The organism is Microbacterium sp. BK668 (genome assembly GCF_004362195.1).
Classification (GTDB): domain Bacteria; phylum Actinomycetota; class Actinomycetes; order Actinomycetales; family Microbacteriaceae; genus Microbacterium.
The window spans coordinates 2,994,975-3,015,431 of the sequence record NZ_SNWG01000001.1; the positions used below are offsets into that span (position 1 = coordinate 2,994,975).

General features: G+C 71.0%; 17 protein-coding genes. 3 read left to right on the forward strand and 14 right to left on the reverse strand.

The window, feature by feature from the left end; translation table 11 throughout:
* Positions 1-182: 182 nt before the first annotated feature.
* The 12 genes from EV279_RS13495 to EV279_RS13550 form a co-directional block, all read right to left on the reverse strand.
* Positions 183-1,262, reverse strand: coding sequence for an FtsQ-type POTRA domain-containing protein (locus EV279_RS13495; protein WP_133544295.1), 1,080 nt, complete (start codon positions 1,260-1,262; stop codon positions 183-185).
* 3 nt (positions 1,263-1,265) lie between these two features.
* A complete protein-coding gene (murC, locus tag EV279_RS13500) occupies positions 1,266-2,669 on the reverse strand; it encodes a UDP-N-acetylmuramate--L-alanine ligase (RefSeq protein WP_133544297.1) in 1,404 nt (467 codons plus the stop codon).
* Between the two features lie 76 nt (positions 2,670-2,745).
* Positions 2,746-3,858 (reverse strand): UDP-N-acetylglucosamine--N-acetylmuramyl-(pentapeptide) pyrophosphoryl-undecaprenol N-acetylglucosamine transferase, encoded by a 1,113-nt coding sequence (locus EV279_RS13505; RefSeq protein WP_208109568.1) that lies wholly within the window; start codon positions 3,856-3,858, stop codon positions 2,746-2,748.
* Positions 3,859-3,938: 80 nt separating this feature from the next.
* The gene (gene ftsW / locus EV279_RS13510) at positions 3,939-5,252 is read right to left on the reverse strand and encodes a putative lipid II flippase FtsW (RefSeq protein WP_133544299.1); all 1,314 of its coding nucleotides are present in this window, start codon (positions 5,250-5,252) and stop codon (positions 3,939-3,941) included.
* Positions 5,206-6,750: a UDP-N-acetylmuramoyl-L-alanine--D-glutamate ligase gene (gene murD, locus EV279_RS13515; RefSeq protein WP_133544300.1), complete on the reverse strand. Its 1,545-nt coding sequence runs from the start codon at positions 6,748-6,750 to the stop codon at positions 5,206-5,208. Before murD ends, ftsW begins: the two co-directional genes overlap by 47 nt.
* On the reverse strand, positions 6,747-7,856 hold the full coding sequence (gene mraY / locus EV279_RS13520) for a phospho-N-acetylmuramoyl-pentapeptide-transferase (protein ID WP_133544302.1): 1,110 nt from the start codon (positions 7,854-7,856) through the stop codon (positions 6,747-6,749). Before mraY ends, murD begins: the two co-directional genes overlap by 4 nt.
* Positions 7,853-9,280 (reverse strand): UDP-N-acetylmuramoyl-tripeptide--D-alanyl-D-alanine ligase, encoded by a 1,428-nt coding sequence (gene murF / locus EV279_RS13525; protein WP_133544304.1) that lies wholly within the window; start codon positions 9,278-9,280, stop codon positions 7,853-7,855. Before murF ends, mraY begins: the two co-directional genes overlap by 4 nt.
* 25 nt (positions 9,281-9,305) lie before the next feature.
* Positions 9,306-11,090, reverse strand: coding sequence for a penicillin-binding protein 2 (locus tag EV279_RS13530; RefSeq protein WP_133544306.1), 1,785 nt, complete (start codon positions 11,088-11,090; stop codon positions 9,306-9,308).
* Between the two features lie 4 nt (positions 11,091-11,094).
* Positions 11,095-11,706: a hypothetical protein gene (locus EV279_RS13535; protein WP_133544308.1), complete on the reverse strand. Its 612-nt coding sequence runs from the start codon at positions 11,704-11,706 to the stop codon at positions 11,095-11,097.
* Positions 11,703-12,668 carry a 16S rRNA (cytosine(1402)-N(4))-methyltransferase RsmH gene (rsmH, locus tag EV279_RS13540; protein ID WP_133544975.1) on the reverse strand — a complete coding sequence of 322 codons (966 nt, stop codon included), beginning with the start codon at positions 12,666-12,668 and terminating at the stop codon, positions 11,703-11,705. Before rsmH ends, EV279_RS13535 begins: the two co-directional genes overlap by 4 nt.
* 110 nt (positions 12,669-12,778) lie before the next feature.
* Positions 12,779-13,210 carry a division/cell wall cluster transcriptional repressor MraZ gene (mraZ, locus tag EV279_RS13545; protein ID WP_133544977.1) on the reverse strand — a complete coding sequence of 144 codons (432 nt, stop codon included), beginning with the start codon at positions 13,208-13,210 and terminating at the stop codon, positions 12,779-12,781.
* 219 nt (positions 13,211-13,429) lie between these two features.
* A complete protein-coding gene (locus EV279_RS13550) occupies positions 13,430-13,798 on the reverse strand; it encodes a DUF3040 domain-containing protein (protein WP_133544310.1) in 369 nt (122 codons plus the stop codon).
* 65 nt (positions 13,799-13,863) lie between these two features.
* Between EV279_RS13550 and EV279_RS13555 the strand changes: the two genes are divergently transcribed.
* Positions 13,864-14,958 carry a polyprenyl synthetase family protein gene (locus EV279_RS13555; protein WP_243728569.1) on the forward strand — a complete coding sequence of 365 codons (1,095 nt, stop codon included), beginning with the start codon at positions 13,864-13,866 and terminating at the stop codon, positions 14,956-14,958.
* Positions 14,959-15,027: 69 nt separating this feature from the next.
* Here the strand turns inward: EV279_RS13555 and EV279_RS13560 are convergent, their stop codons facing one another.
* Positions 15,028-15,354, reverse strand: coding sequence for an Rv2175c family DNA-binding protein (locus tag EV279_RS13560; protein WP_133544981.1), 327 nt, complete (start codon positions 15,352-15,354; stop codon positions 15,028-15,030).
* A gap of 267 nt (positions 15,355-15,621) precedes the next feature.
* Here EV279_RS13560 and EV279_RS13565 point away from each other — a divergent pair, with 267 nt between their 5' ends.
* Entirely contained in the window at positions 15,622-16,887 is a 1,266-nt protein-coding gene (locus EV279_RS13565) for a LysM peptidoglycan-binding domain-containing protein (RefSeq protein ID WP_133544312.1), read from the forward strand.
* A gap of 72 nt (positions 16,888-16,959) precedes the next feature.
* Positions 16,960-18,897 carry a Stk1 family PASTA domain-containing Ser/Thr kinase gene (pknB, locus tag EV279_RS13570; RefSeq protein WP_133544314.1) on the forward strand — a complete coding sequence of 646 codons (1,938 nt, stop codon included), beginning with the start codon at positions 16,960-16,962 and terminating at the stop codon, positions 18,895-18,897.
* 149 nt (positions 18,898-19,046) lie between these two features.
* Here the strand turns inward: pknB and EV279_RS13575 are convergent, their stop codons facing one another.
* A complete protein-coding gene (locus EV279_RS13575; protein ID WP_133544317.1) occupies positions 19,047-20,384 on the reverse strand; it encodes a 3-deoxy-7-phosphoheptulonate synthase class II in 1,338 nt (445 codons plus the stop codon).
* Positions 20,385-20,457: the final 73 nt, after the last annotated feature.

The following is a 20,457-nucleotide window of genomic DNA, read 5'->3' on the forward strand; positions in this document are numbered from 1 at the left end:
TTAAACCTCTACTAGAGGTGTAAAGAATTGCCCGGTATGCAATTCCTCGAGTTCGAAGGTAAGCGGAGGGATGCACGCGGCTCGCCACCGCGTGGGCGTGTCGTCACATCCCCACCCGTATCCGTCGGGCGGGTGCCCACGCCGGGGGCGGCGCGGGCACCCGCTGGCCGATCCGGTGCGTCTCAGCGCACGACGACGGCGTTCGGCGACGAGACGTCGTAGGCCGAGACGGAGTCCGGCGGACGGGACTGCATGACCCGTTCGAGCACGAACGACTTCATGGCGGAGTCCTCGGAGCTGCCCCAGATCACCTGCGTGTCGGTGCCCCCGAGCGTCAGCGTCACGTCGTCGGGCGTGGATGCCGAGATCGCGGTCACCTGGTCGCGGATGGCGGCGGGAAGCGCCCGCATGACTTCGCCGACGGCCTCGAAGGCCGACGACGACGTGCCGCCGCGGATCGACAGGAGCGGTCGCCCCGGCGCCGGCTCCTCGGTGGTCGAGAGGGCCACGCCCGCAGCGTCGACGAGCGTGTAGCCCGCGTTCGTTTCGATGAGCCCGATCGGCAGGCGCTCGACGATCCGGACGACGAGCGCGTGCGGAGGCCGCGCCTCGAGCGAGTACGACTGCACGAGCGGGAACGTCACGAGAGCCGCCTTGACGGCACTCTCGTCGACGAGCGGCAGCGGCGTGCCGATCTGGCCGGCGAGGGACTCCTCGACAGCGGCGGCGTCGAGGAGCGACGTGCCGACGACCTCGACCTTCTGCACGGCGAAGAGCGGGCTGTAAGCGGCCGCGAGAGTGGTGAGGACGAGGAGGAGAAGGGATGCCGCGACCCCGATCCAGATCATCCGCCGCCGTCGCTGGCGCACGGTGAAGCGCCGGACCTCGGCCCGCAGCGCCTTCCGCCGTGCCCTCGCCGCCCTCCAGACGTCGCGGACCGTGATCGGCGCGTCCTCGGCCTCGGCATCCGTCTCCGCCCGCCGCGCGTCCGAGGGAACGGTGTCCGTCGCCGCCGAGAGCGGGATGACCGGCGCGAGCGGTTCCTCGCCGGGCGATGCCGCGACCGCATCCTCGCCGAGCACTCCGCCGCGCGCAGTGCCCTCCCCGCTCTCCCCGCTCACGGCGCTCTCGCGGCCCACGGTGCTCTCGCGGCCCACGGCGCTCTCGCCCGCCATGGCGCTCTCGCGGCCCACGGCGCGCGTCGCCCCCTCGCCGCCGTCGGCGGGACGCGTGGTCGGCGGGAGTGCCGCGGGCCGGCGCATCCTCTAGTCCCCCGGCGTCCGTGCGAGCGAGTCGAGCACCTGGGGGATGATCTGGTACACGTTGCCGCACCCGAGCGTGATGACGAAGTCGCCGTCGCGGGCGACGGCGGCCGTGTAGTCGGCGGCCGACTGCCAGTCGGCGACGTAGTGCACATGGGAGGGGTCGTGGAACGCGCTGCTGACGAGCTCGCCCGTCACCCCCGGGATAGGGTCCTCGCGGGCGCCGTAGACGTCGAGCACGACCGTGTGGTCGGCCAGGCCCTCGAGGACCTCCGCGAACTCCCGGTACATGTGCTGGGTTCGCGAGTAGGTGTGCGGCTGGTGCACGGCGATGAGCCGCCCGTCGCCCACGACGGTGCGGGCGGCGCTCAGCGCGGCGGCGACCTCCGTGGGGTGGTGGGCGTAGTCGTCGTAGACGCTGACGCCGCGCTCGACGCCGTGCAGCTCGAAGCGCCGGACCGTGCCGGCGAACTCCTCGACGGCGCCCACGGCTGCAGCCAGCTCGAAGCCGAGGGTCAGCAGCACGGCGACGACGCCGGCGGCGTTGACGGCGTTGTGCTCGCCGGGGATCTGGAGCTGCGCTCGCACCGACTCGCCCCGATAGCTGAGGGAGAAGGCCACCGGGCCGGCGGTGGCGATGTCGGAGATGCGGACGTCCGCGGCATCTGTCATCCCGAACGTGACGACGTGCGGATGCGTGATGGCGGCGGCGACGCGGCGCGCGCCGGGGTCGTCGGCCGAGACGACGACGGCCTCGCGCGCCTCGTCGGCGAATCGGGCGAACCCTTCGTAGAACGCCTCGTCGGAGCCCCAGTGGTCGAGATGGTCGGGGTCCACATTGGTGATGAGGGCGATGGAGGTGTCGTAGAGGAGGAACGTCCCGTCGGACTCGTCGGCCTCGATGACGAAGAGCTCGTCCGAGCCGGTGCCGCTCGAAACCCCCAGGTCGGCCACGACGCCGCCGCTGACGAACGTGGGATCGGAGTCGAGGCTCTTGAGGGCCGTCACGATCATGCCCGTCGAGGTGGTCTTGCCGTGGGCGCCGGCGACCGAGACGAGACGGCGCCCGCCGATCAGCCAGTGCAGCGCCTGCGAACGGTGGATGACGTGCAGTCCGCGCTCCTTGGCCAGCACGAACTCCGGGTTCTCGGGCCAGATGGCCCCGGTGTGGATCACGGTGTCGACGTCGTCGGCGAGGTTCGCCGCATCGTGACCGACGAAGACCCTCGCGCCGAGAGCGGCGAGGTCACGCAGCGCCTGGCTGTCGGCGCGGTCCGATCCCGACACGCGGATGCCCCGCGCCAGGAACATGCGGGCCAGGCCCGACATGCCGGAGCCGCCGATGCCGATGAAGTGCGCAGCCTCGATGTTCTCGGGGATGGGGAGGCTCAGGTCGGGTCTGATCATGACCCGTCAATCCTAGGTTGGCTCGCCCCGCCTCCGGCGCAGGCGCCGGGCGCGCCCAGCGGCTGCGCGCGTGCGCTCAGCGGGCGAGAGCCGCGTCGATCATCGCGACGACGTTCTCGGTCCCCGAGCGTGTGCCGACGGATGCCGCGGCCCGCGTCATCTCCTGCCGCCGCGCCGGGTCTGCCAGGAGCGGGACGATCTCGCCGCGCACGCGGTCCGCCGTGAGCTCGGCATCCGGGACCAGGACGGCGGCGCCGGCGCGTACGGCGGACCCGGCGTTGAGCGCCTGCTCGCCGTTGCCGACGGCGTACGGCACGTAGACGGCCGGGATGCCGAGCGCGCTGATCTCGCTCACCGTCGCCGCGCCGGCCCGCGACACGATGAAGTCGGCGAGCGAGAAGGCGAGGTCCATCCGGTCGACGTACCGCACGACGGTGTAGCCGGCGGCACCCGGATCCTCGAGGTCGGACTTCTCCCCCGTCACGTGCAGCAGCTGCCACCCGGCGTCCAGCACGTCGCGCCACGAGCCCGCGAAGGCCTCGTTCAGCCGCTGGGCGCCGAGCGATCCTCCGAACACCAGGAGCGTGGGGCGCGCGGGGTCGAGCCCGAAGTGCGCGGCGGCGTCGCCGCGGCGCGCGGCGCGGTCGAGCGTCACGATCTCGCGGCGCAGCGGCATCCCCACGACCGTCCCGCGGCGAAGGGGCGTCCCCTCGAAGGCGACGCCGATCCCGGCGGCACGGCGCGCGCCGAGGACGTTCGCCAGCCCGGGGCGGGCGTTGGCCTCGTGCACCACGAACGGGATCCGCTCCCGGCCGGCCGCCACGTACGCCGGAGCGGAGGCATAGCCGCCGAAGCCCGCCACGACATCGACGTGTCGATCGCGCAGGTGCGCGCGCACCTGTCCGACGGCGCGGCGGAAGCGGGTGGGGAAGACCGCGGCATCCCGGTTCGGCCGCCGCGGGAACGGCACCTTGTCGACGAAGAGCAGCTCGTAGCCGCGCAGCGGCACGAGGCGGGCCTCGAGCCCCTCCCGCGTGCCGAGGACGAGCACCTCGGCGTCCGGCTCGCGCTCCCGCAGGGCGTCCGCGACGGCGAGGAGCGGATTGACGTGACCGGCCGTCCCGCCGCCGGCGAGAAGATACGTGCGCGCCCCGCCCCGGTTCTGCGCTTCCCGATCCTGACCCGTCACACCGTCCGTCGCGCCGTCCGCCGGGCCATCCGTCGCACCATCCGTCGGGCCATCCGTCACACCGTCCGTCGCGCCATCCGTCACCTTGGAATCCTCGCACGGGCGGCGCGGGGCGCTCGTGCGCGGGATGCCGGGGGCCGGCGCTGGGACGGCGGAACGGGGAGCGTCCGTGCGAACGACAGGAGCACGCCGCAGGCGACCAGCACCGACAGGAGCGACGTGCCGCCCTGCGACATGAAGGGAAGGGGCACGCCCAGCACCGGGAACACGCGCAGCACGACGCCGATGTTGATGAGCGCCTGCCCCACGATCCACACGGTGATGGCTCCCGCCACGATCCGGACGAAGGGGTCGTCGGTCTTGCGCACGATGTGGAAGGCGCCGACGGCGAAGAGGGCGAAGAGGCCGAGCACGACGATGCAGCCGATGAGCCCGAGCTCCTCGCCGACGATCGCGAAGATGTAGTCGTTCGCGGCGGCGGGGAGCCAGTCGTACTTCTCCTTCGAGTTGCCGAGCCCCAGGCCGAAGATGCCGCCGCCGGCGAGCCCCCAGATGCCGTGCAGCGGCTGGTAGCAGGAGTTGAAGTAGTCCGCCAGGCAGTTGGCGTCGAGGAAGCTCATGATGCGGTGCATCCGGTTCGGGCTGGTCACGGCGAACACCGCCGCCCCGATGATCCCGAGCAGCAGCGGCAGGATGAAGATCCGCAGCTTGACACCCGAGAAGAACAGGGCACCGAGCGCGACGAGGGCGACGATCATCGCCGTGCCCATGTCGTCGCCGGCCATGACGGCGGCGAGCACGAGCACCGTGACGGGCACGAGCGGGATGAAGACGTGCGTCCACGACCCCAGCAGGGTGCGCTTGCGGTACAGGATGAAGCCGATCCACAGCGCGAGCGCGAGCTTGAGGAACTCCGAGGGCTGGGCTTGGAGCCCGGCGATCTTGATCCAGTTGCGGTTGCCGTCGTTGTCGATGCCGAGCGGTGTGAAGACGAGCATCTGGAACAGCAGCGCGCCGATCAGCGCGGGCCACGCCGCCCGCTTCCAGAACTCGATCGGCAGGCGACTGGCCACGAGCATGAGCGGGATGCCGATGAGCGCGAAGACCGCCTGCTTGATCACCGCCTCGTAGGGGGCCTCGCCGCGCGCGGTCGCCGTCGCCGAGGTCGCGGACAGGATCATGACGAGCCCGAAGCCCGTGAGCATGAGCGCCGTCGACGTGATGAGCAGGAACTCGCTCGGCACCGGGGCGAAGACCTTCCCGAGGCTCACACGGGCCGCGAGGCCGCGCTTGGGCGTGCCGAGTTCGGTGCTGAGGTCGGTGCTGAATTCGGTGCCGGAGGAAGCGTCAGCGCGTCGGACCGCCGGCCGGGTCGGTGTCGTCGTGCTCGTCATCGGCCCCCCTCGCGATCCGGTCGTTCACCGCTGCCGCGAAGCGGCTGCCTCTGTCGGCATAGGACGAGAACTGGTCGAAGGATGCCGCGGCGGGGGCGAGCAGAACCACGTCCCCGTCACGCGCGATCCCGGCCGCCAGCTCGACGACCCGCGCCATGACGTCTTCAGTCTCATCGGCGTCCACCTCGAACACGGGCACCTCGGGCGCGTGTCGTCCGAACGCCTCCAGAACGTGAGCACGGTCGACGCCGATCACGATGGCGGCTTTCGAGCGGATGCCGCGCTCTCGCACGAGCGACGAGACGTCGACGCCCTTGAGCAGCCCCCCGACGACCCACACCGCGCCGGGGAAGGCGGCGAGCGAGGATGCCGCGGCGTGCGGATTGGTCGCCTTCGAGTCGTCGACCCACGTGACGCCCTCCGCCACCGCGACGACCTCGATGCGGTGGGGGTCGAGACGGAACGAGCGCAGCGCGTCGCGGATGGCGCCGGGCTCGACGTCGAGCGAGCGGGCGAGCGCGGCCGCGGCGAGGATGTTCGCCACGACGTGGGGAGCGGCCAGACCCTGATCGCGGAGCTCGGCGATCGTTGTGAGCTCGAGGGCGCTCGTGCGCCGCTCCTCGTGGAAGGCTCGGTCGACGAGGATTCCCTCGACGACGCCGAAGTCGCTGGGGCCCGGGACGCCGAGATCGAAGCCGATCGCCCGCGCGCCCTCGATCACGTCGGCGTCCTCGACCATGCGCTGGGTCGCGGCATCCGCCTTGTTGTACACGCAGGCGACACGCGTGTTGTCGTACACGTGCGCCTTGGCGTCGCGGTACGCCTCGAACGAGCCGTGCCACTCGAGGTGATCGTCGGCGAGGTTCAGGCACACCGCGGCGTGCGGCGAGACGGGATCGGGCCCGGTCTGCAGGCCGAGGTACCAGAGCTGGTGGCTCGACAGCTCAACGACCAGCGCGTCGAAGCCCTCGGGATCGCGGACGGCGTCGAGGACCGGCGTGCCGATATTGCCCACGGGCGCAGCTTTCAGGCCCCCGGCGACGAGCATCGTCGCCGCCAGCCGCGTGGTCGTCGTCTTGCCGTTCGTGCCGGTGATGAGGATCCAGTCGGCGGGGCGGCCATCGGCCCGCACGACCTTGTCGCGGACCCGCCACGCGAGCTCGACGTCCCCCCATAGCGCGATGCCGGACTCGCGGATCCACGTGATGACGGGATGGCTCGGCGCGAAGCCGGGCGACGCGATGACGACGTCCGGCCGGAAGTCCGGGAGCTCGGCCGGAACGGCGTCGAGGCGGCCGGTCCACAGCCGCGCGCCGATGACCGGCAGCAGGCGCTCGTACTCCTCGTCGGCCTTCTCGGTGACGACGAGCACGTCGGCGCCGAGCTCGGCGAGCGTGTCGGCGACGGAGAAGCCGGTGACGGACATGCCCAGCACGACCGCCCGCAGGCCCCTCCAGTCCGCATGCCAGCTGGTGAGGATGTCGAGCCGGTCGGTCATGTGCGCGCGAGCCATTCGACGTAGAACGCGCCGATGCCCGTGACCGCCAGCATCCCCGCGATGATCCACATGCGGATGACGATCGTCGTCTCGGGCCACCCGCGCATCTCGAGATGGTGGTGGAAGGGACTCATGAGGAACAGGCGCTTGCCCCGCGTGAGCTTGAAGTAATACCGCTGCAGGATCACCGAGCCGGGGCCGATGATGAAGACGCCGGCGACGATGACCGCGAGGATCTCGGTCCGCGAGAGGATCGACATCGCCGCGATGACGCCGCCGATGGCCATCGAGCCGACGTCGCCCATGAAGATCTGCGCCTTCGGCGCGTTCCACCAGAGGAATCCGACGAGGGCTCCGACGAAGGCCGCCGCGACGATCGTGAGGTCGAGCGGGTCGCGCGTGCCGTAACAGGCGGTCTGGAAGCTCGCCACGAGGTCGGACGAATCGCACCGCTGCTGGAACTGCCAGAACGTGATGAGGCTCATCGCCGCGATGGTGAAGATGCCGGACCCGGCGGCGAGGCCGTCGAGGCCGTCCGTCACGTTCGTGCTGTTCGACCACGCGACGCCGATGAAGGTGATCCACAGGATGTAGAGGATCCACCCCGCCACGACCCCGAGCGCCATGAAGGACAGCACCGGGATGTCGCGGAAGAACGAGACGTACGGGGAGGCCGGGGTCTGCCCCGCCGGATTGGCGAAGCTGAGCGAGACGATCGCCCAGGGAACGATGACGATCACCTGGCCGAGGATCTTCCGCCACCCGGAGAGGCCGAGGCTGCGCTGACGGTGCAGCTTCATGTAGTCGTCGATGAAGCCGACGACGCCGAACCCGACCATCATCCACAGCACGAGCAGGCCCGAGAGGGTCGGCGGGAAGTTGCCCGCGTAGGTGCCGATGAAGTAGCCGAGGAGCGTCCCGGCGATGAAGATGACGCCGCCCATGGTCGGAGTTCCGCGCTTGGCCTCATGCGGCGGGATGTTGCCGTCCTCGGGCGTGCGGATGATCTGACCCCATCCCCACCGGCGGAAGAGGCGGATGAAGACCGGTGTGAGGAACAGGGTGAAGGCCAGCGAGATCGCCGTCGCGGTCAGGAGGGATCTCACGAGAACGATTCTCCCAGACGATCGCCGAGGAACCTCAGGCCCGCGGAGTTGGACGACTTCACCAGCACGCGATCGCCGTCGCGGAGCTCGGTCAGCAGGTAGTCGAACGCCTCGTCGGCGGTCGCGAAGAAGACCGCCTCCCCGTCCCACGACCCCTCGCCGACCGCGGCGAGGAAGAGGCGGCGCGCCTCCGTTCCGACGACCACGATCCGCTGGATGCCGAGGCGCACGGCCTGCAGCCCGACGCGGTCGTGCTCCTCCCCCGCGAACTCGCCGAGCTCGCTCATCGCGCCGAGGACGGCGACCATGCGCTCGTCGGGCCCGGTGATCTGCGCGAGCGTGCGCAGCGCCGCCGACATGGAGTCGGGGCTGGCGTTGTAGGCGTCGTTGATGATGCGCACGCGATCCGAGCCCAGCGGCTGCATGCGCCATCTCTCGGCGAGCTCCACCGTCTCAAGACGCGCGATGGCGTCCTCGAGCGCGACGCCGAGCGCCGTCGCCGCCGCGATCGCGGCGAGCGCGTTCATGACATGGTGCTCTCCGAGGACCCGCAGATGCAGTGGGGTGCTGACGCCGTCGGCGGTGATGAGCGAATGCGTGCCGGACGCCGTCACCTCGACGTCGTCGGCGCGCACGTCGATGGCGTGCCCGCGGGCACCCGCTCCTCGCCCGAACCACCGGACCGCGGCATCCCTCTCCCGTGCGATCTCCGCCATCGTCGCCACGCGCGCGTCGTCGGCGTTGAGCACGGCGAGCCCGCCCTCGCGCACGGCGCGGATGAGCTGGGACTTCTCGAACAGCGTCGATTCGATGCCGCCGAAGCCGCCGGCATGCGCCATCCCGACCATGAGCACGATGCCGATGTCGGGAGTGACGAGGCCGGCGAGACGGGCGATCTCGCCCGGGCCGCTCGCGCCGAACTCGCTCACGAGGAAGCGGGTGGAGGGCGTGACGCGCAGCATCGTCAGCGGAGCGCCGACTTCGTTGTTGAAGGACGCGCGCGGGGCGACGGTCTCGCCCTCGTCCTCGAGGATGCGCGCGAGCATGTTCTTCGTCGTGGTCTTGCCGTTGGAGCCGGTGATGCCGACGATCCGCAGGTCGCCGGCCGCCCGGACCCGCGCCACGACCTCGCGGGCGAGGTCTGCGAGCGCCGTCACGACGTCGGGGACGACGATCTGCGTGACGGGAGCCTCGACCTGCCGTTCGACGATCGCGACGACGGCGCCGTTCTCGACCGCCGCGGGCACGAACAGATGCCCGTCGGTGACGTCGCCGGGCTTGGCGACGAAGATCCCGCCGGGCTCGATGAGGCGGGAGTCGGTGTCGACACCGCCCGAGACGACGGTGGAGGGCGTGTGGCTCCCGGACAGGAGGAGTTCGCCGGAGACGGCGTGCGAAAGCTCAGTGAGTGTCAGGTCGATCATGGTGTGGATGCCGGTCGGGCCGCTGTCACCCGAACTTGGGGAGAACGGTCGGCGCCTCGGTGGAGGGCATGACCCGGTACGTCTTCAGCACCTGGGTCATCGCCTTCTGCCACGCGGACGCGTTGGCACCCGACGACTTTATCCGAGTCGGCTCGTCGAGCGTCACCGCGACGACGTACTGCGGATCCTCGGCGGGTGCGAAGCCGATCATCGTGGTGAAGTAGACGCCGCTCTTGTAGCGGCCGTTGCCGTCGGTCTTCTCGCCGGTTCCCGTCTTGTCGGCCACGTTGTAGCCCGCGATCGCGACCTGGTCCGACAGGGTGCTCTGCAGCGCCACATTCTCCAGCATCTGCTGCACGGCGACGGCGGTGGACTCGCTCACGACCCGGCGCGGCTCGCTGAGCTCGGGCTCGACGACGCTGCCGTCGGCCCTGGTGCACGAGTCGACGAGCGAGAGGGGGATCTTCACGCCGTCGTTCGCGAGCGCCTGGTACGCGCCCATCAGCTCGGGGATCGTCGTGGACACGCCCTGCCCGAAGGCGATGTTGTAGAAGCTCTGGTTGTCCCACCGGTCGGGGGTGCGCAGGTCGCCCGAGGGCTGGCCGTTGAAGGGGATCTCGCTTCCGTCGCCGATGCCGAACCTCTTGAGGTACTCGTACCGCACCTCGGGGCTCACCCGCTCGGCGAACTTCGAGATCCCCACGTTCGACGAGTCGATGAGCACGCCCGCCAGGGTGTAGAGGTACTCCGGGTGGTTGAACGAGTCGCCGACCCGCGCCCCGTTGGGGAAGCTCTCCCTGCCGGACGCCGTCACCGTCGAGGCGGGGGTCTGGCCGCCGGCGTCGATGAGCGTCGCGGCGGTCAGCGGCTTGAAGGTCGAGCCGGGCTCGAAGGAGTTGATGAAGATGCGGCTGCCGCGGTCGTCGGGGTCCGAGGCATCCACGTCGTTCGGGTCGAGCGTCGGGAAGTCGGCGGCGGCGCGGATCTTGCCCGTCTTCGCCTCGACGACCGTGATCGTGCCCGAGAGCGCGCCCATGTCCTGCACCTGCTCGGCGATGAGCTGCTGCATGTACCACTGCAGATCGCGGTTGATCGTGAGGGCCAGCGTGCCCCCGTTCTCGGCGGGCTGCACCACCTCCGTCCCGGGGATGATGACGCCGTCCTTGCCCTTCTCGAACGTCGTCGATCCGTTCCTCGCGGCGAGGCAGCCGTTCTGGGTCTGCTCGAGCCCTCCGAGCGCCTCCCCGTCCAGCCCCATGTACCCCACGAGGTTGCCGGCGACGGCACCGTCCGGATACATGCGCGACGGGTGCTGGTCGAAGTAGAGGTAGGGGATGTCGAGTGCGGCGAGCGATCGGTACTGCTCGGTCGTGAGCCCCCGCTTCAGCTGCGCGTACTGCGAGTCGGGGTCCGCCGCCTTCGCGTCGGTGACGACCTTCTGCACCTCTCCGGCGGTCTGACCCGTGATCGCGCCGATCTCGGCCGCGACCGCCGTCCACGACACCTCCTCGGTCGTGCCGTCGGCCGCCGTGCGCTCGACGGGCCCGACGTTGGACGGGTCGAGCTGCGCGTCGTAGAGAAGGATGCTGCCGGCCAGCGTCTGACCGGACTCGTCGACGATCGAGCCCCGAGTGCCGTAGAGGGGGCGGGACCCGCCCAGGGCGATCGACTTCGAGTCCTCGATGTGCTCACGGGCGCTGACGACCTGGATGTCGACGAGCCGGACGATGAAGCCGGCGAGGACCGCGAGGACGACAGCCAGGGCGACCACGGTTCGACGGCGCGGACTGCGGGTGCTTCTCGTGGTCATGGTCTCAGTGTGTGCTCGGCGTCGGGAGTCCGTCGGTCAGGGGTGGCGGAGTGTTGGACACCGGAGTCGTCCCGTCGACGGGCGTACCGTCGGCGAGCGCGCCCGGATCCGGGAGGGGCACTCCCTGGATGGTGGCATCGGGGTCGGTCACGAGCGGGGTGTCGGTGATGAGCGCGTTGCCGACGGCGGCCCGGTTGAGGGCGTCGACGGAGGACGCGCCGAGCGCCACCTGGCTCGATCCGAGGATCGCTCCGTCGCTGAGGCGCAGGTAGCTCGGCGACTCGTTGATGACCATGCCGAGGGCCGAGGCGTTCGCGGCGAGGTACTGCGGCGAGCTGAGGCCGGCGACGTCGTCGTACAGCATCTGCCTCTCCCAGCTGAGCTCGCGCTGCTGGGTCGTGAGCGTCGCCAGCTGGTACGACGTCTGGGTGGTGAGGATCGACAGCGCCATCTGGGCTGCTCCGATGGAAACGGCGCCGGCGACGGCGACGATGGCGTAGAGGACCCGCGGACGGCGGCGCCGCGCCGGGGCCTCGATCGCGCGCAGCCGGCGACCGGGGGTCTCACGCCGTTCGGGTGCACGGGCGGTTCGAGTCGTCTGTGCTGCGAGGCTCATGCCGCCGCCTCCCTGATCCGTTCGGCGGCGCGCAGGCGCACCGGCGTCGCGCGCGGATTGCGCGCGATCTCTTCAGGCGAGGCGAGTTCGGCGCCCTTGACGAGCAGCCGGAAGCGTGGGGCGTGCTCGGGCAGCTCGACGGGGAGTCCCGCGGGCGCGGTCGAGGCCGCGGCATCCGCGAACACCCTCTTGACGAGTCGGTCTTCGAGCGACTGGTAGGCCATGACGACGATGCGGCCGCCGACGGGCAGCAGCTCCAGAGCGCTCGGGATCGCGGTCTCGAGCGCCGAGAGCTCGGCGTTGACCTCGATCCGTAGAGCCTGGAAGACGCGCTTCGCGGGGTGGCCCGTGCGCTGCGCGGAATAAGGAGTCGCCGCCAAGAGCACGTCGACGAGCTGCCCCGACCGCTCGATCGGCTGCCGGGAGCGGGCGTCGATGATGGCGCGGGCGTAGCGGCCCGCGAGCTTCTCCTCGCCGTACCGCTCGAAGATCCGGCGCAGCTGACCCTCGCTGTACGTCGCGACGACGTCGGCAGCCGTCATCCCCGTCGACTGGTCCATCCGCATGTCCAGGGGCGCATCCTGCGAGTACGCGAAGCCGCGGTCGGCCACGTCGAGCTGCAGCGACGACACCCCCAGGTCGAACAGGATGCCGTCGACCCGGTGGAGGCCGGTGGAGGAGACCGCGGCGGCGATGCCGTCGTAGACGGTGTGCACGAGGGTCACGCGGTCTCCGAACGGCGCCAAGCGCTCCCCCGCGATGCGCAGCGCGTCCTGGTCGCGGTCGAGGCCGACCAGCCGGATGCCGGGGAACCGCTCGAGGAACGCCTCGGAGTGACCACCCATGCCGAGCGTCGCGTCGACGAGAACGCGCGGCGACGCGCTCTCGCGCTCGAGTGCGGGCGCGAGCAGTTCGATGCAGCGCTCGAGGAGGACGGGGGTGTGGATGTCGCGGAGGTCCATCACGCGGGGGCTCTGTGTGCGGCTGCCCCTCGATCCTGATCCCCATCCGCTCTGACCTGGCGCCGGGGAAGTGCGTCAGGGCGGGAGCGGCTGGGAGTCAGGACCGAGGGTCAGAACAGGCCCGGGATCACCTCCTGCTCCATCTCCGAGTAGCTGTCTTCGTTGCTGTCCGCGTACGCGTTCCACGCGTCCGCGTTCCAGATCTCCGCGTGGGCGCCGACCCCGGTCACGACGAGATCGCGGTCGAGGCCGGCATAGGCACGGAGGTGGGGCGGGATCGTCACGCGGTTCTGGCTGTCGGGCCTCTCGGCGCTCGCCCCCGAGAGGAACATGCGCTGGAAGTCGCGGGCCTGCTTGTTGGTGAGCGGGGCCTCGCGGATCCGCTCGTACACCCGCTCGAACTCCGCGGTGCTGAACACGTAGAGACAGCGCTCCTGCCCCCGCGTGACCACGACCCCGGCGCCGAGATCGTCCCGGAACTTCGACGGAAGGATGACGCGTCCCTTCTCGTCGAGCTTGGGAGTGTGCGTGCCAAGAAGCATCGGCACCTCACCCCCTTCGTCCGGCCCCCGACGGGTTGTGGCCCCCACGTTACTCCACTGTCCTCCACTTTGTCACCCAAACACTCCCCGATGACCGGCCGGGCGCGTCGACCGCCCCGACCCGGCTCCGTGCGCCGTCGCCCGGCCTCCCGAAGGCAAAAAAACAGCACCGACCTGACGGTCGGTGCTGTTTCGTGCCGGCTCAGCGCGCGAAGGCGATCAGCGTCCTTCCTGCCGCTTGTCCCAGCGGTCGTTCATGCGATCCATGAACGACGATGACGACTTCCCGGGTCTGACGGGCTTCTCGGGATCGGCGGGCATGCGACCGACGCCCTTCGTCGGCGTCACGGCGAGCACGACGCCGCCGAGCATCACGACGAAGCCGAGCACGCCGATGATGATGAGGTCGGTCGAGACGCCGATGATGAGGCCGCCGAGTCCCAGCAGCACGAGGACCGTGCCGTAGACGATGTTGCGGTAGCTCAGCGTGCGGCCGTCCCGGGGCGCGCTGACGACGTCTGCGTCGTTGCGCATGAGATGGCGTTCCATCTCGTCAAGCAGACGCTGCTCCTGTTCGGACAGTGGCATGCATCCCCCTCAGAAGTCTCAGACGCGTTGATTCTACGCGTGCGCTCGATCACTAGGCTAGGCCCGTGTCACCCTCCACGGACCCGGTCGCGGCGATTTCCCAGCGACTGGACACGTTCGTCGCGGCCATGCGGAAATCGACCGCGGATCTGGGGGCGGAAGCGGCCCTGCTCGTCGATGCGGGGGCGACCGCGCTGATCGGCGGCAAGCGCCTCCGGGGACGGTTCTGCATCGCCGGATACCGGGCCGTCGCCGAGGCCGGCGGGGGGTCGGCGCCGCTGACGGACGACGTCGTCGCAGCTGCCGCGGCGCTGGAGATCTTCCACGCGGCGGCCCTCGTCCACGACGACGTCATCGACAACTCCGATACGCGTCGCGGGCGGCCCGCCGCGCATCGCTCGCTCGAGGCGTCGCACGTGCGGTCGGGCTGGGTCGGCGACGCGGCCGCGTTCGGCCGCTCCGGCGCGATCCTCCTGGGCGACCTCCTCGTGGCCTGGAGCGACGATCTCTTCGAAGAGGGACTCGCCGCGGCATCCACCCGCCGCTCCCGCGCCGCCCGAGCGGAGTACGCGACCATGCGGCGGGACGTCACCATCGGGCAGTTCCTCGACATCGCCGAGGAGTCCGCGTTCCGGACCGAGGCCGACGTGCGCCATGCCGAGCGCGCCCTTCGGGTGGCCTCCTACAAATCGGCGCGATACAGCGTGCAGCAGCCCCTCGCGATCGGAGCGGCCCTCGCGGGGGCCGAAGCCCCTCAGCGCGACGCGCTGGCCGCCTTCGGGCACCCCCTCGGCATGGCCTTCCAGCTCCGCGACGACGTGCTCGGCGTCTTCGGCGACGAGGCGCAGACCGGCAAGCCGTCGGGCGACGATCTCCGCGAGGGGAAGCGGACGGTGCTCATCGCCTTCGCCCGGGAGCGATTGGATGCCCCCGCACGGCGCGACCTCGACGCGCTGCTGGGCGATCCCGGCCTCGACGCGGGCCAGATCGCCGGCCTGCAGCGGACGATCATGGAGACTGGCGCCCTCGACCGCGTCGAGGCGCTCATCGTCGACTACGCGCGCAGTGCGGAGAGCGTCCTCTCGGACGCGGACCTCGGACACGACGCGCTCGGCGAGCTGCGCGACCTCGCTCGCGCGGCGACGGTGCGCACGACCTGATCCGGGCGGGGCGGCCCGACGGCATCGGAGGGATCGGCCCGGAGCGGAATGCGAGCGGAACGGCGGGTGTCAGGCCAGCGCCTGAGCGACCCGGCGCACCTCGCTCTTCCGCCCCGCGAGCAGCGCCTCGATCGGGGCGACGCCGATGGACTCCTCGGCGGTCAGGAGCCAGTCGATCGCCTCGTCGTCGTCGAAGCCGGCGTCGTGCAGCACGAAGACGGTGCCTCGCAACGACGAGAGCGGGCGTCCGTCGACGATGAACACGCTGGGCACCTTCAGCGCCCCGTCCCGGCGGGAGCCGATGAGCTGGTTCTCGTCCAGGAACCGGCGCACGCGGCCGAGCGGCTCTCCCAGCACGTCGACCAGCTCGGGAAGGGTCAGCCAATCCGTCTCCATGCGCGGCGCGAGATCTGCGGTCACGTCCCCAACTATCTCACTCTCGGAGGCGCCTCGTCTTCCCTCCCGGCGCCGCGCGTCGAGACGACTCTATTCACACCCGTCACACCAGTCACACAAACCCCTTCGGTTGACAGGGGTATACATCCGTGGCACGGTGTGGTGGTCACAGAGGGGGGAAAACTCGTGCGACAGACGACCATCCGCAGCACGCCCGATCTCCGGGCGCAGACCCTACGGAACGCTCCGCCGGGCAGCGGCAGGTGCATGCCCGTGGCCGTCGCCGGCTCGATCGCGCTCGCGATGACCGCGACGGCGGTGGCGCCCGCGGTCGCCGCCGAGCCGGCGCCGCAGGCCCGCACGGAGTCTCGCCCGCATGTCGCATCGCCGGGCGGGATCGGCTCGCACGTCGTCGTGGGCCGCACCGCGCCGGCCTCGGTGCAGGTGCCCGAGACTTACACGGTGCAGCGCGGCGACACCGTGTTCGGCATCGCCCTGCGTTACGGCCTGCGCACGGCCGACGTCCTCGCGCTCAACGGTCTGGATGCGACGTCGATCATCACGCCGGGTCAGGTGCTCCGGCTCGTGGGCAGCGTGCCCGCACCTGCCGCACCTGCCGCACCTGCCGCACCGGTCCCGCCCTCCGGCACGTACACGATCCAGAAGGGCGACACGCTCAGTGCCGTCGCGGCCCGCCACGGCACCACCGTGCAGGCGCTCTTCGCCGCGAATGGGCTCGATTGGTCGTCCATCCTGTACCCCGGCCAGACGGTGATGCTGCCGGGCGGCTCGGCTCCCGCCGCACCGGCGGCCCCGGCACCGCCGGCGGCACCGGCGGCGCCGCCCGCCGCGGCAGTCGGCACCTACACGATCTCGCAGGGCGACACCCTCAGCGCCATCGCGGCCCGCCACGGCATCTCCGTGCAGGCGCTCTTCGCGGCGAACGGACTCGGCTGGTCCTCCATCATCTACCCCGGCCAGAAGGTCGCCATCCCGTCGGCGATGGCACCCGCGGCCAGTGTGGCCCCGGCGCCTCCCGCGACGAGCACGCCGAGCCCCGAGGCCGCGCCCGCTGAGCCGGTGGCGCCCGTGGAGCAGGCTCAGCCGGAGCAGGCTCCCGTGCCGGCTCTCGATCCGGAGCAGCAGGCGAACGTCCGGCTCATCATCGGGATCGGCCGCGAGCTCGGCGTGCCCGACCGCGGCATCGCGATCGCCCTCGGGGCCGCCATGCAGGAGTCGTGGCTGCGCAACCTCCCCTGGGGCGACCGCGACTCGCTCGGGCTCTTCCAGCAGCGCCCGAGCACGGGATGGGGCACGGCCGAGCAGGTGAGCGATCCCGCGCGCGCCACCCGCGCGTTCTTCGGCGGGCCCGACGACCCGAACGGCACGACGACCCGGGGGCTTCTCGACATCGCGGGGTGGCAGGACATGACGTTCAGCGGCGCCGCACAGGCCGTCCAGATCTCGGCGTATCCCGACCGCTATGCGCGGTGGGAGCTGGCCGCCACGACGTGGCTGGCGACCTACGGGTGACGGGTCACGAAGCGGTCTCGGCCGGGTGAGCCGCTCCCCGGGCTCACAGGCGCCCGTCCGTAGACTCTGAGCGTGAGCACGAGTCAGCAGGCCGACCCGCTGATCGGTCGTCTCGTCGACGGCCGATACCGGGTGCGCGCGCGCATCGCGCGCGGCGGCATGGCGACCGTGTACGTCGCGACGGACCTGCGCCTGGAGCGGCGGGTGGCGCTCAAGGTCATGCACGGCCACCTCAGCGACGACACCGTGTTCCAGAGCCGGTTCATCCAGGAGGCGCGGGCCGCGGCGCGCCTGGCCGACCCGCACGTGGTGAACGTCTTCGATCAGGGCCAGGACGGCGAGATGGCTTATCTCGTCATGGAGTACCTGCCCGGCATCACGCTGCGCGAGCTGCTGCGCGAGCAGCGGCGTCTGACGATCCAGCAGACGGTGACGATCATGGATGCCGTGCTCTCGGGCCTCGCGGCGGCCCATCGGGCCGGAATCGTCCATCGCGACGTCAAGCCCGAGAACGTTCTCCTCGCGGAAGACGGCCGCATCAAGATCGGCGACTTCGGCCTCGCGCGCGCCACCACCGCGAACACCGCGACCGGCTCGCAGCTCCTCGGCACGATCGCCTACCTCGCGCCGGAGCTCGTCACGCGCGGGACCGCCGACGCCCGCAGCGACATCTACTCGCTCGGGATCATGCTGTACGAGATGCTCGCGGGCGAGCAGCCCTATCAGGGCGAGCAGCCGATGCAGATCGCGTTCCAGCACGCCACCGACTCCGTCCCGCGGCCGAGCGTCAAGAACCCCGGCGTTCCCGAGCAGCTCGACGAGCTCGTGCTGTGGGCGACCGAGAAGTCGCCCGACGACCGCCCGTCGGACGCGCGGGAGATGCTCGATCGGTTCCGCGAGATCGAGCGCGAGCTCGGCGTGCACCCGCAGGTCGCCCGCACCGCTCCCACGACCGTGATCCGCGACGAGGGCGGCGCGCAGACCGAGCTCACGAAGGTGCTCCCCTCGGCGATCACCGGTCCCATGGCGGCGATCGACGACGTCGACAACGCCTCCCGCCTGCGCACCGAGATGCGCAAGCGCTCCCGGAGAGGCGGGTGGCTGTTCGCGCTCGTCATCGTGCTCGCGGCGCTCGCCGCAGCGGCCGGGTGGTGGTTCGGCTCGGGTCCGGGGTCGCAGGTCGCCGTCCCCGACGTCTCGAACATGACCTTCGAGCAGGCGCAGGGGGCGCTCGCGGCGGAGGGTCTCGTGGCGGCCCAGCAGGACGTCTTCGACTTCGACATCCCGGCCGGGACGACGGTCGGGTCCGAACCCGGTGCCGGCGCGCGCGTGGACAAGGAGGCGACCGTCACGGTGCTGGTCTCCAAGGGACCGCAGGACCATGTGATATCGGCGCTGGGCGGGCTGCCGGCCGATCAGGCCCGCGCCGCCCTCGAGGGGGTGCGGGTGACGGTCGGGGACGACCAGCAGATCTTCAACGGCGACGTCGCCGAGAACGCCGTGATCGCGGCATCCATCACTCCCCGGGCCGGTGGCGACGCGTTCGACTGCACGCCCGGCTGCACGGTCTACGAGGGCGACTCCGCGGTGCTCTCGGTGTCGGTCGGGGCGGTTCCGGATGTCGCGGGCAAGAGCGTCGGCGACGCCACGGCGGCGCTGAACGCGAAGAACCTCCAGATCGCCGGCACGACGGAGGAGAGGAGCAGCAGCGTCGAGGAGGGACTCGTCATCCGCATCGCCGACAAGGAGGACGGCACGCCGTGGCGTCCGGGCGAGTCGGTGACGCTCGTGGTGTCGTCGGGTCCTCCCCTGTTCCCCGTTCCGAACGTGGTCGGCCTGACGCTCGCAGAGGCGAAGGACACCCTCGCGGCGGCGGGTTTCACGCCGCAGTACAACCCGCTGTGGGAGCCGTTCGCGCTCATCGCGACCGTCGTGGCGCAGGACCCCGAAGCGGAGGCCCAGCGCGTCAAGGGCACGAAGGTCTCACTCGACCTCAGCGCGACCGACTGATCCACCCGCGTCGACGAACGCGCGCCCGGATCCGAGTCGAGCTTCGGCGTGTGGATCGAGCCTCCCGGCGGCACGACTCGAACCGCGAGCCACGACTGACACCCTGAGCCTCGACTCGGCCGCGCCGGCCGCGGCGGCGTCGGCGGCGGTCAGAGCTTCTCGAGCTCCTCGGCGACGAGGAAGGCGAGCTCGAGGCTCTGCATGTGGTTCAGGCGCGGGTCGCACAGGCTCTCGTAGCGGGTGGCGAGGGTCTGCTCGTCGATCTGCTCCGAGCCGCCGAGGCACTCGGTGACGTCGTCGCCCGTGAGCTCGACATGGATGCCGCCGGGGAAGGTCCCCACGGCGCGGTGCGCCTCGAAGAAGCCGCGGACCTCGTCGACGACGTCGTCGAAGCGACGCGTCTTGTACCCCGTCGGCGTGGTGATCCCGTTGCCGTGCATGGGGTCGGTGACCCACAGGGGCACGGCGCCCGAGTCCTTCACCGCCTGGAGCAGCGGCGGCAGCGCGTCGCGGATCCTGCCGGCGCCCATGCGCGTGATGAACGTCAGACGGCCGGGCTCCCGCTCCGGGTCCAGCTTGTCGATGAGCGCGAGGGCCGCGTCGGGCGAGGTCGACGGCCCCAGCTTGACGCCGATGGGGTTGCGGATCTTCGAGAAGTAGTCCACGTGCGCGCCGTCGAGGTCGCGCGTGCGCTCGCCGATCCACAGGAAGTGCGCCGAGGTGTTGTACGGGGTCCCCGTCCGCGAGTCGATGCGCGTCATGGGCCGCTCGTAGTCCATGAGCAGGCCCTCGTGGCCGGTGTAGAACTCGACGCGGCGAAGCTCGTCGAAGTCCGCTCCTGCGGCCTCCATGAACTTGATGGCGCGGTCGATCTCGGTCGCCAGGCGTTCGTACTGCTGGTTGGCGGGGTTCTGCGCGAAGCCCTTGTTCCAGCTGTGCACCTCGCGGAGGTCGGCGAATCCACCCTGCGTGAACGCGCGGATGAGATTGATCGTCGAAGCCGCGGTGTGGTACCCCTTCAGCAGGCGCGCCGGATCGGCCTGACGCGAGGCCTCCGTGAAGTCGTACCCGTTGACGATGTCGCCTCGGTAGGCGGGAAGCGTCACGTCGCCGCGGGTCTCCGTGTCGCTCGAGCGGGGCTTGGCGAACTGGCCGGCCATGCGGCCCATCTTCACGACGGGCATCGACGCGCCGTACGTGAGGACGACCGCCATCTGCAGCACGGTCTTGATGCGGTTGCGGATCTGCTCGGCCGTCGCGCCGGCGAAGGTCTCGGCGCAGTCGCCGCCCTGGAGGAGGAACGCCTGGCCGGAGGCGGCGCGCCCGAGCCGCTCACGGAGGATGTCCACCTCGCCGGCGAAGACGAGCGGCGGGAGCGTCGAGATCTCGGCCGACACAGCATCGACGGCGTCGCGGTCGCGCCACGCGGGCTGCTGCTTGATCGGCAGGGTCCGCCAGTGGTCGAGGGCGTCGAGCTGCTGAAGCATCCGCCAAGTCTATCGGCGGCGTGCTATGGCCCGGTGCCGTGCGATCGTCCGGCGGCGTGGGATCGCCGGGTGG

Excerpts from the sequence above, each read along its gene's own strand:
- ftsW (WP_133544299.1), bottom strand. The coding sequence starts at position 5,252 with ATGACGAGCACGACGACACCGACCCGGCCGGCGGTCCGACGCGCTGAC.
- EV279_RS13495 (WP_133544295.1), bottom strand. The coding sequence starts at position 1,262 with ATGCGCCGGCCCGCGGCACTCCCGCCGACCACGCGTCCCGCCGACGGC.
- EV279_RS13530 (WP_133544306.1), bottom strand. The coding sequence starts at position 11,090 with ATGACCACGAGAAGCACCCGCAGTCCGCGCCGTCGAACCGTGGTCGCC.
- murF (WP_133544304.1), bottom strand. The coding sequence starts at position 9,280 with ATGATCGACCTGACACTCACTGAGCTTTCGCACGCCGTCTCCGGCGAA.
- EV279_RS13575 (WP_133544317.1), bottom strand. The coding sequence starts at position 20,384 with ATGCTTCAGCAGCTCGACGCCCTCGACCACTGGCGGACCCTGCCGATC.
- rsmH (WP_133544975.1), bottom strand. The coding sequence starts at position 12,668 with ATGGACCTCCGCGACATCCACACCCCCGTCCTCCTCGAGCGCTGCATC.
- murC (WP_133544297.1), bottom strand. The coding sequence starts at position 2,669 with ATGATCAGACCCGACCTGAGCCTCCCCATCCCCGAGAACATCGAGGCT.
- EV279_RS13565 (WP_133544312.1), top strand. The coding sequence starts at position 15,622 with ATGCCCGTGGCCGTCGCCGGCTCGATCGCGCTCGCGATGACCGCGACG.
- murD (WP_133544300.1), bottom strand. The coding sequence starts at position 6,750 with ATGACCGACCGGCTCGACATCCTCACCAGCTGGCATGCGGACTGGAGG.
- EV279_RS13560 (WP_133544981.1), bottom strand. The coding sequence starts at position 15,354 with ATGGAGACGGATTGGCTGACCCTTCCCGAGCTGGTCGACGTGCTGGGA.
- EV279_RS13550 (WP_133544310.1), bottom strand. The coding sequence starts at position 13,798 with ATGCCACTGTCCGAACAGGAGCAGCGTCTGCTTGACGAGATGGAACGC.
- EV279_RS13535 (WP_133544308.1), bottom strand. The coding sequence starts at position 11,706 with ATGAGCCTCGCAGCACAGACGACTCGAACCGCCCGTGCACCCGAACGG.
- mraZ (WP_133544977.1), bottom strand. The coding sequence starts at position 13,210 with ATGCTTCTTGGCACGCACACTCCCAAGCTCGACGAGAAGGGACGCGTC.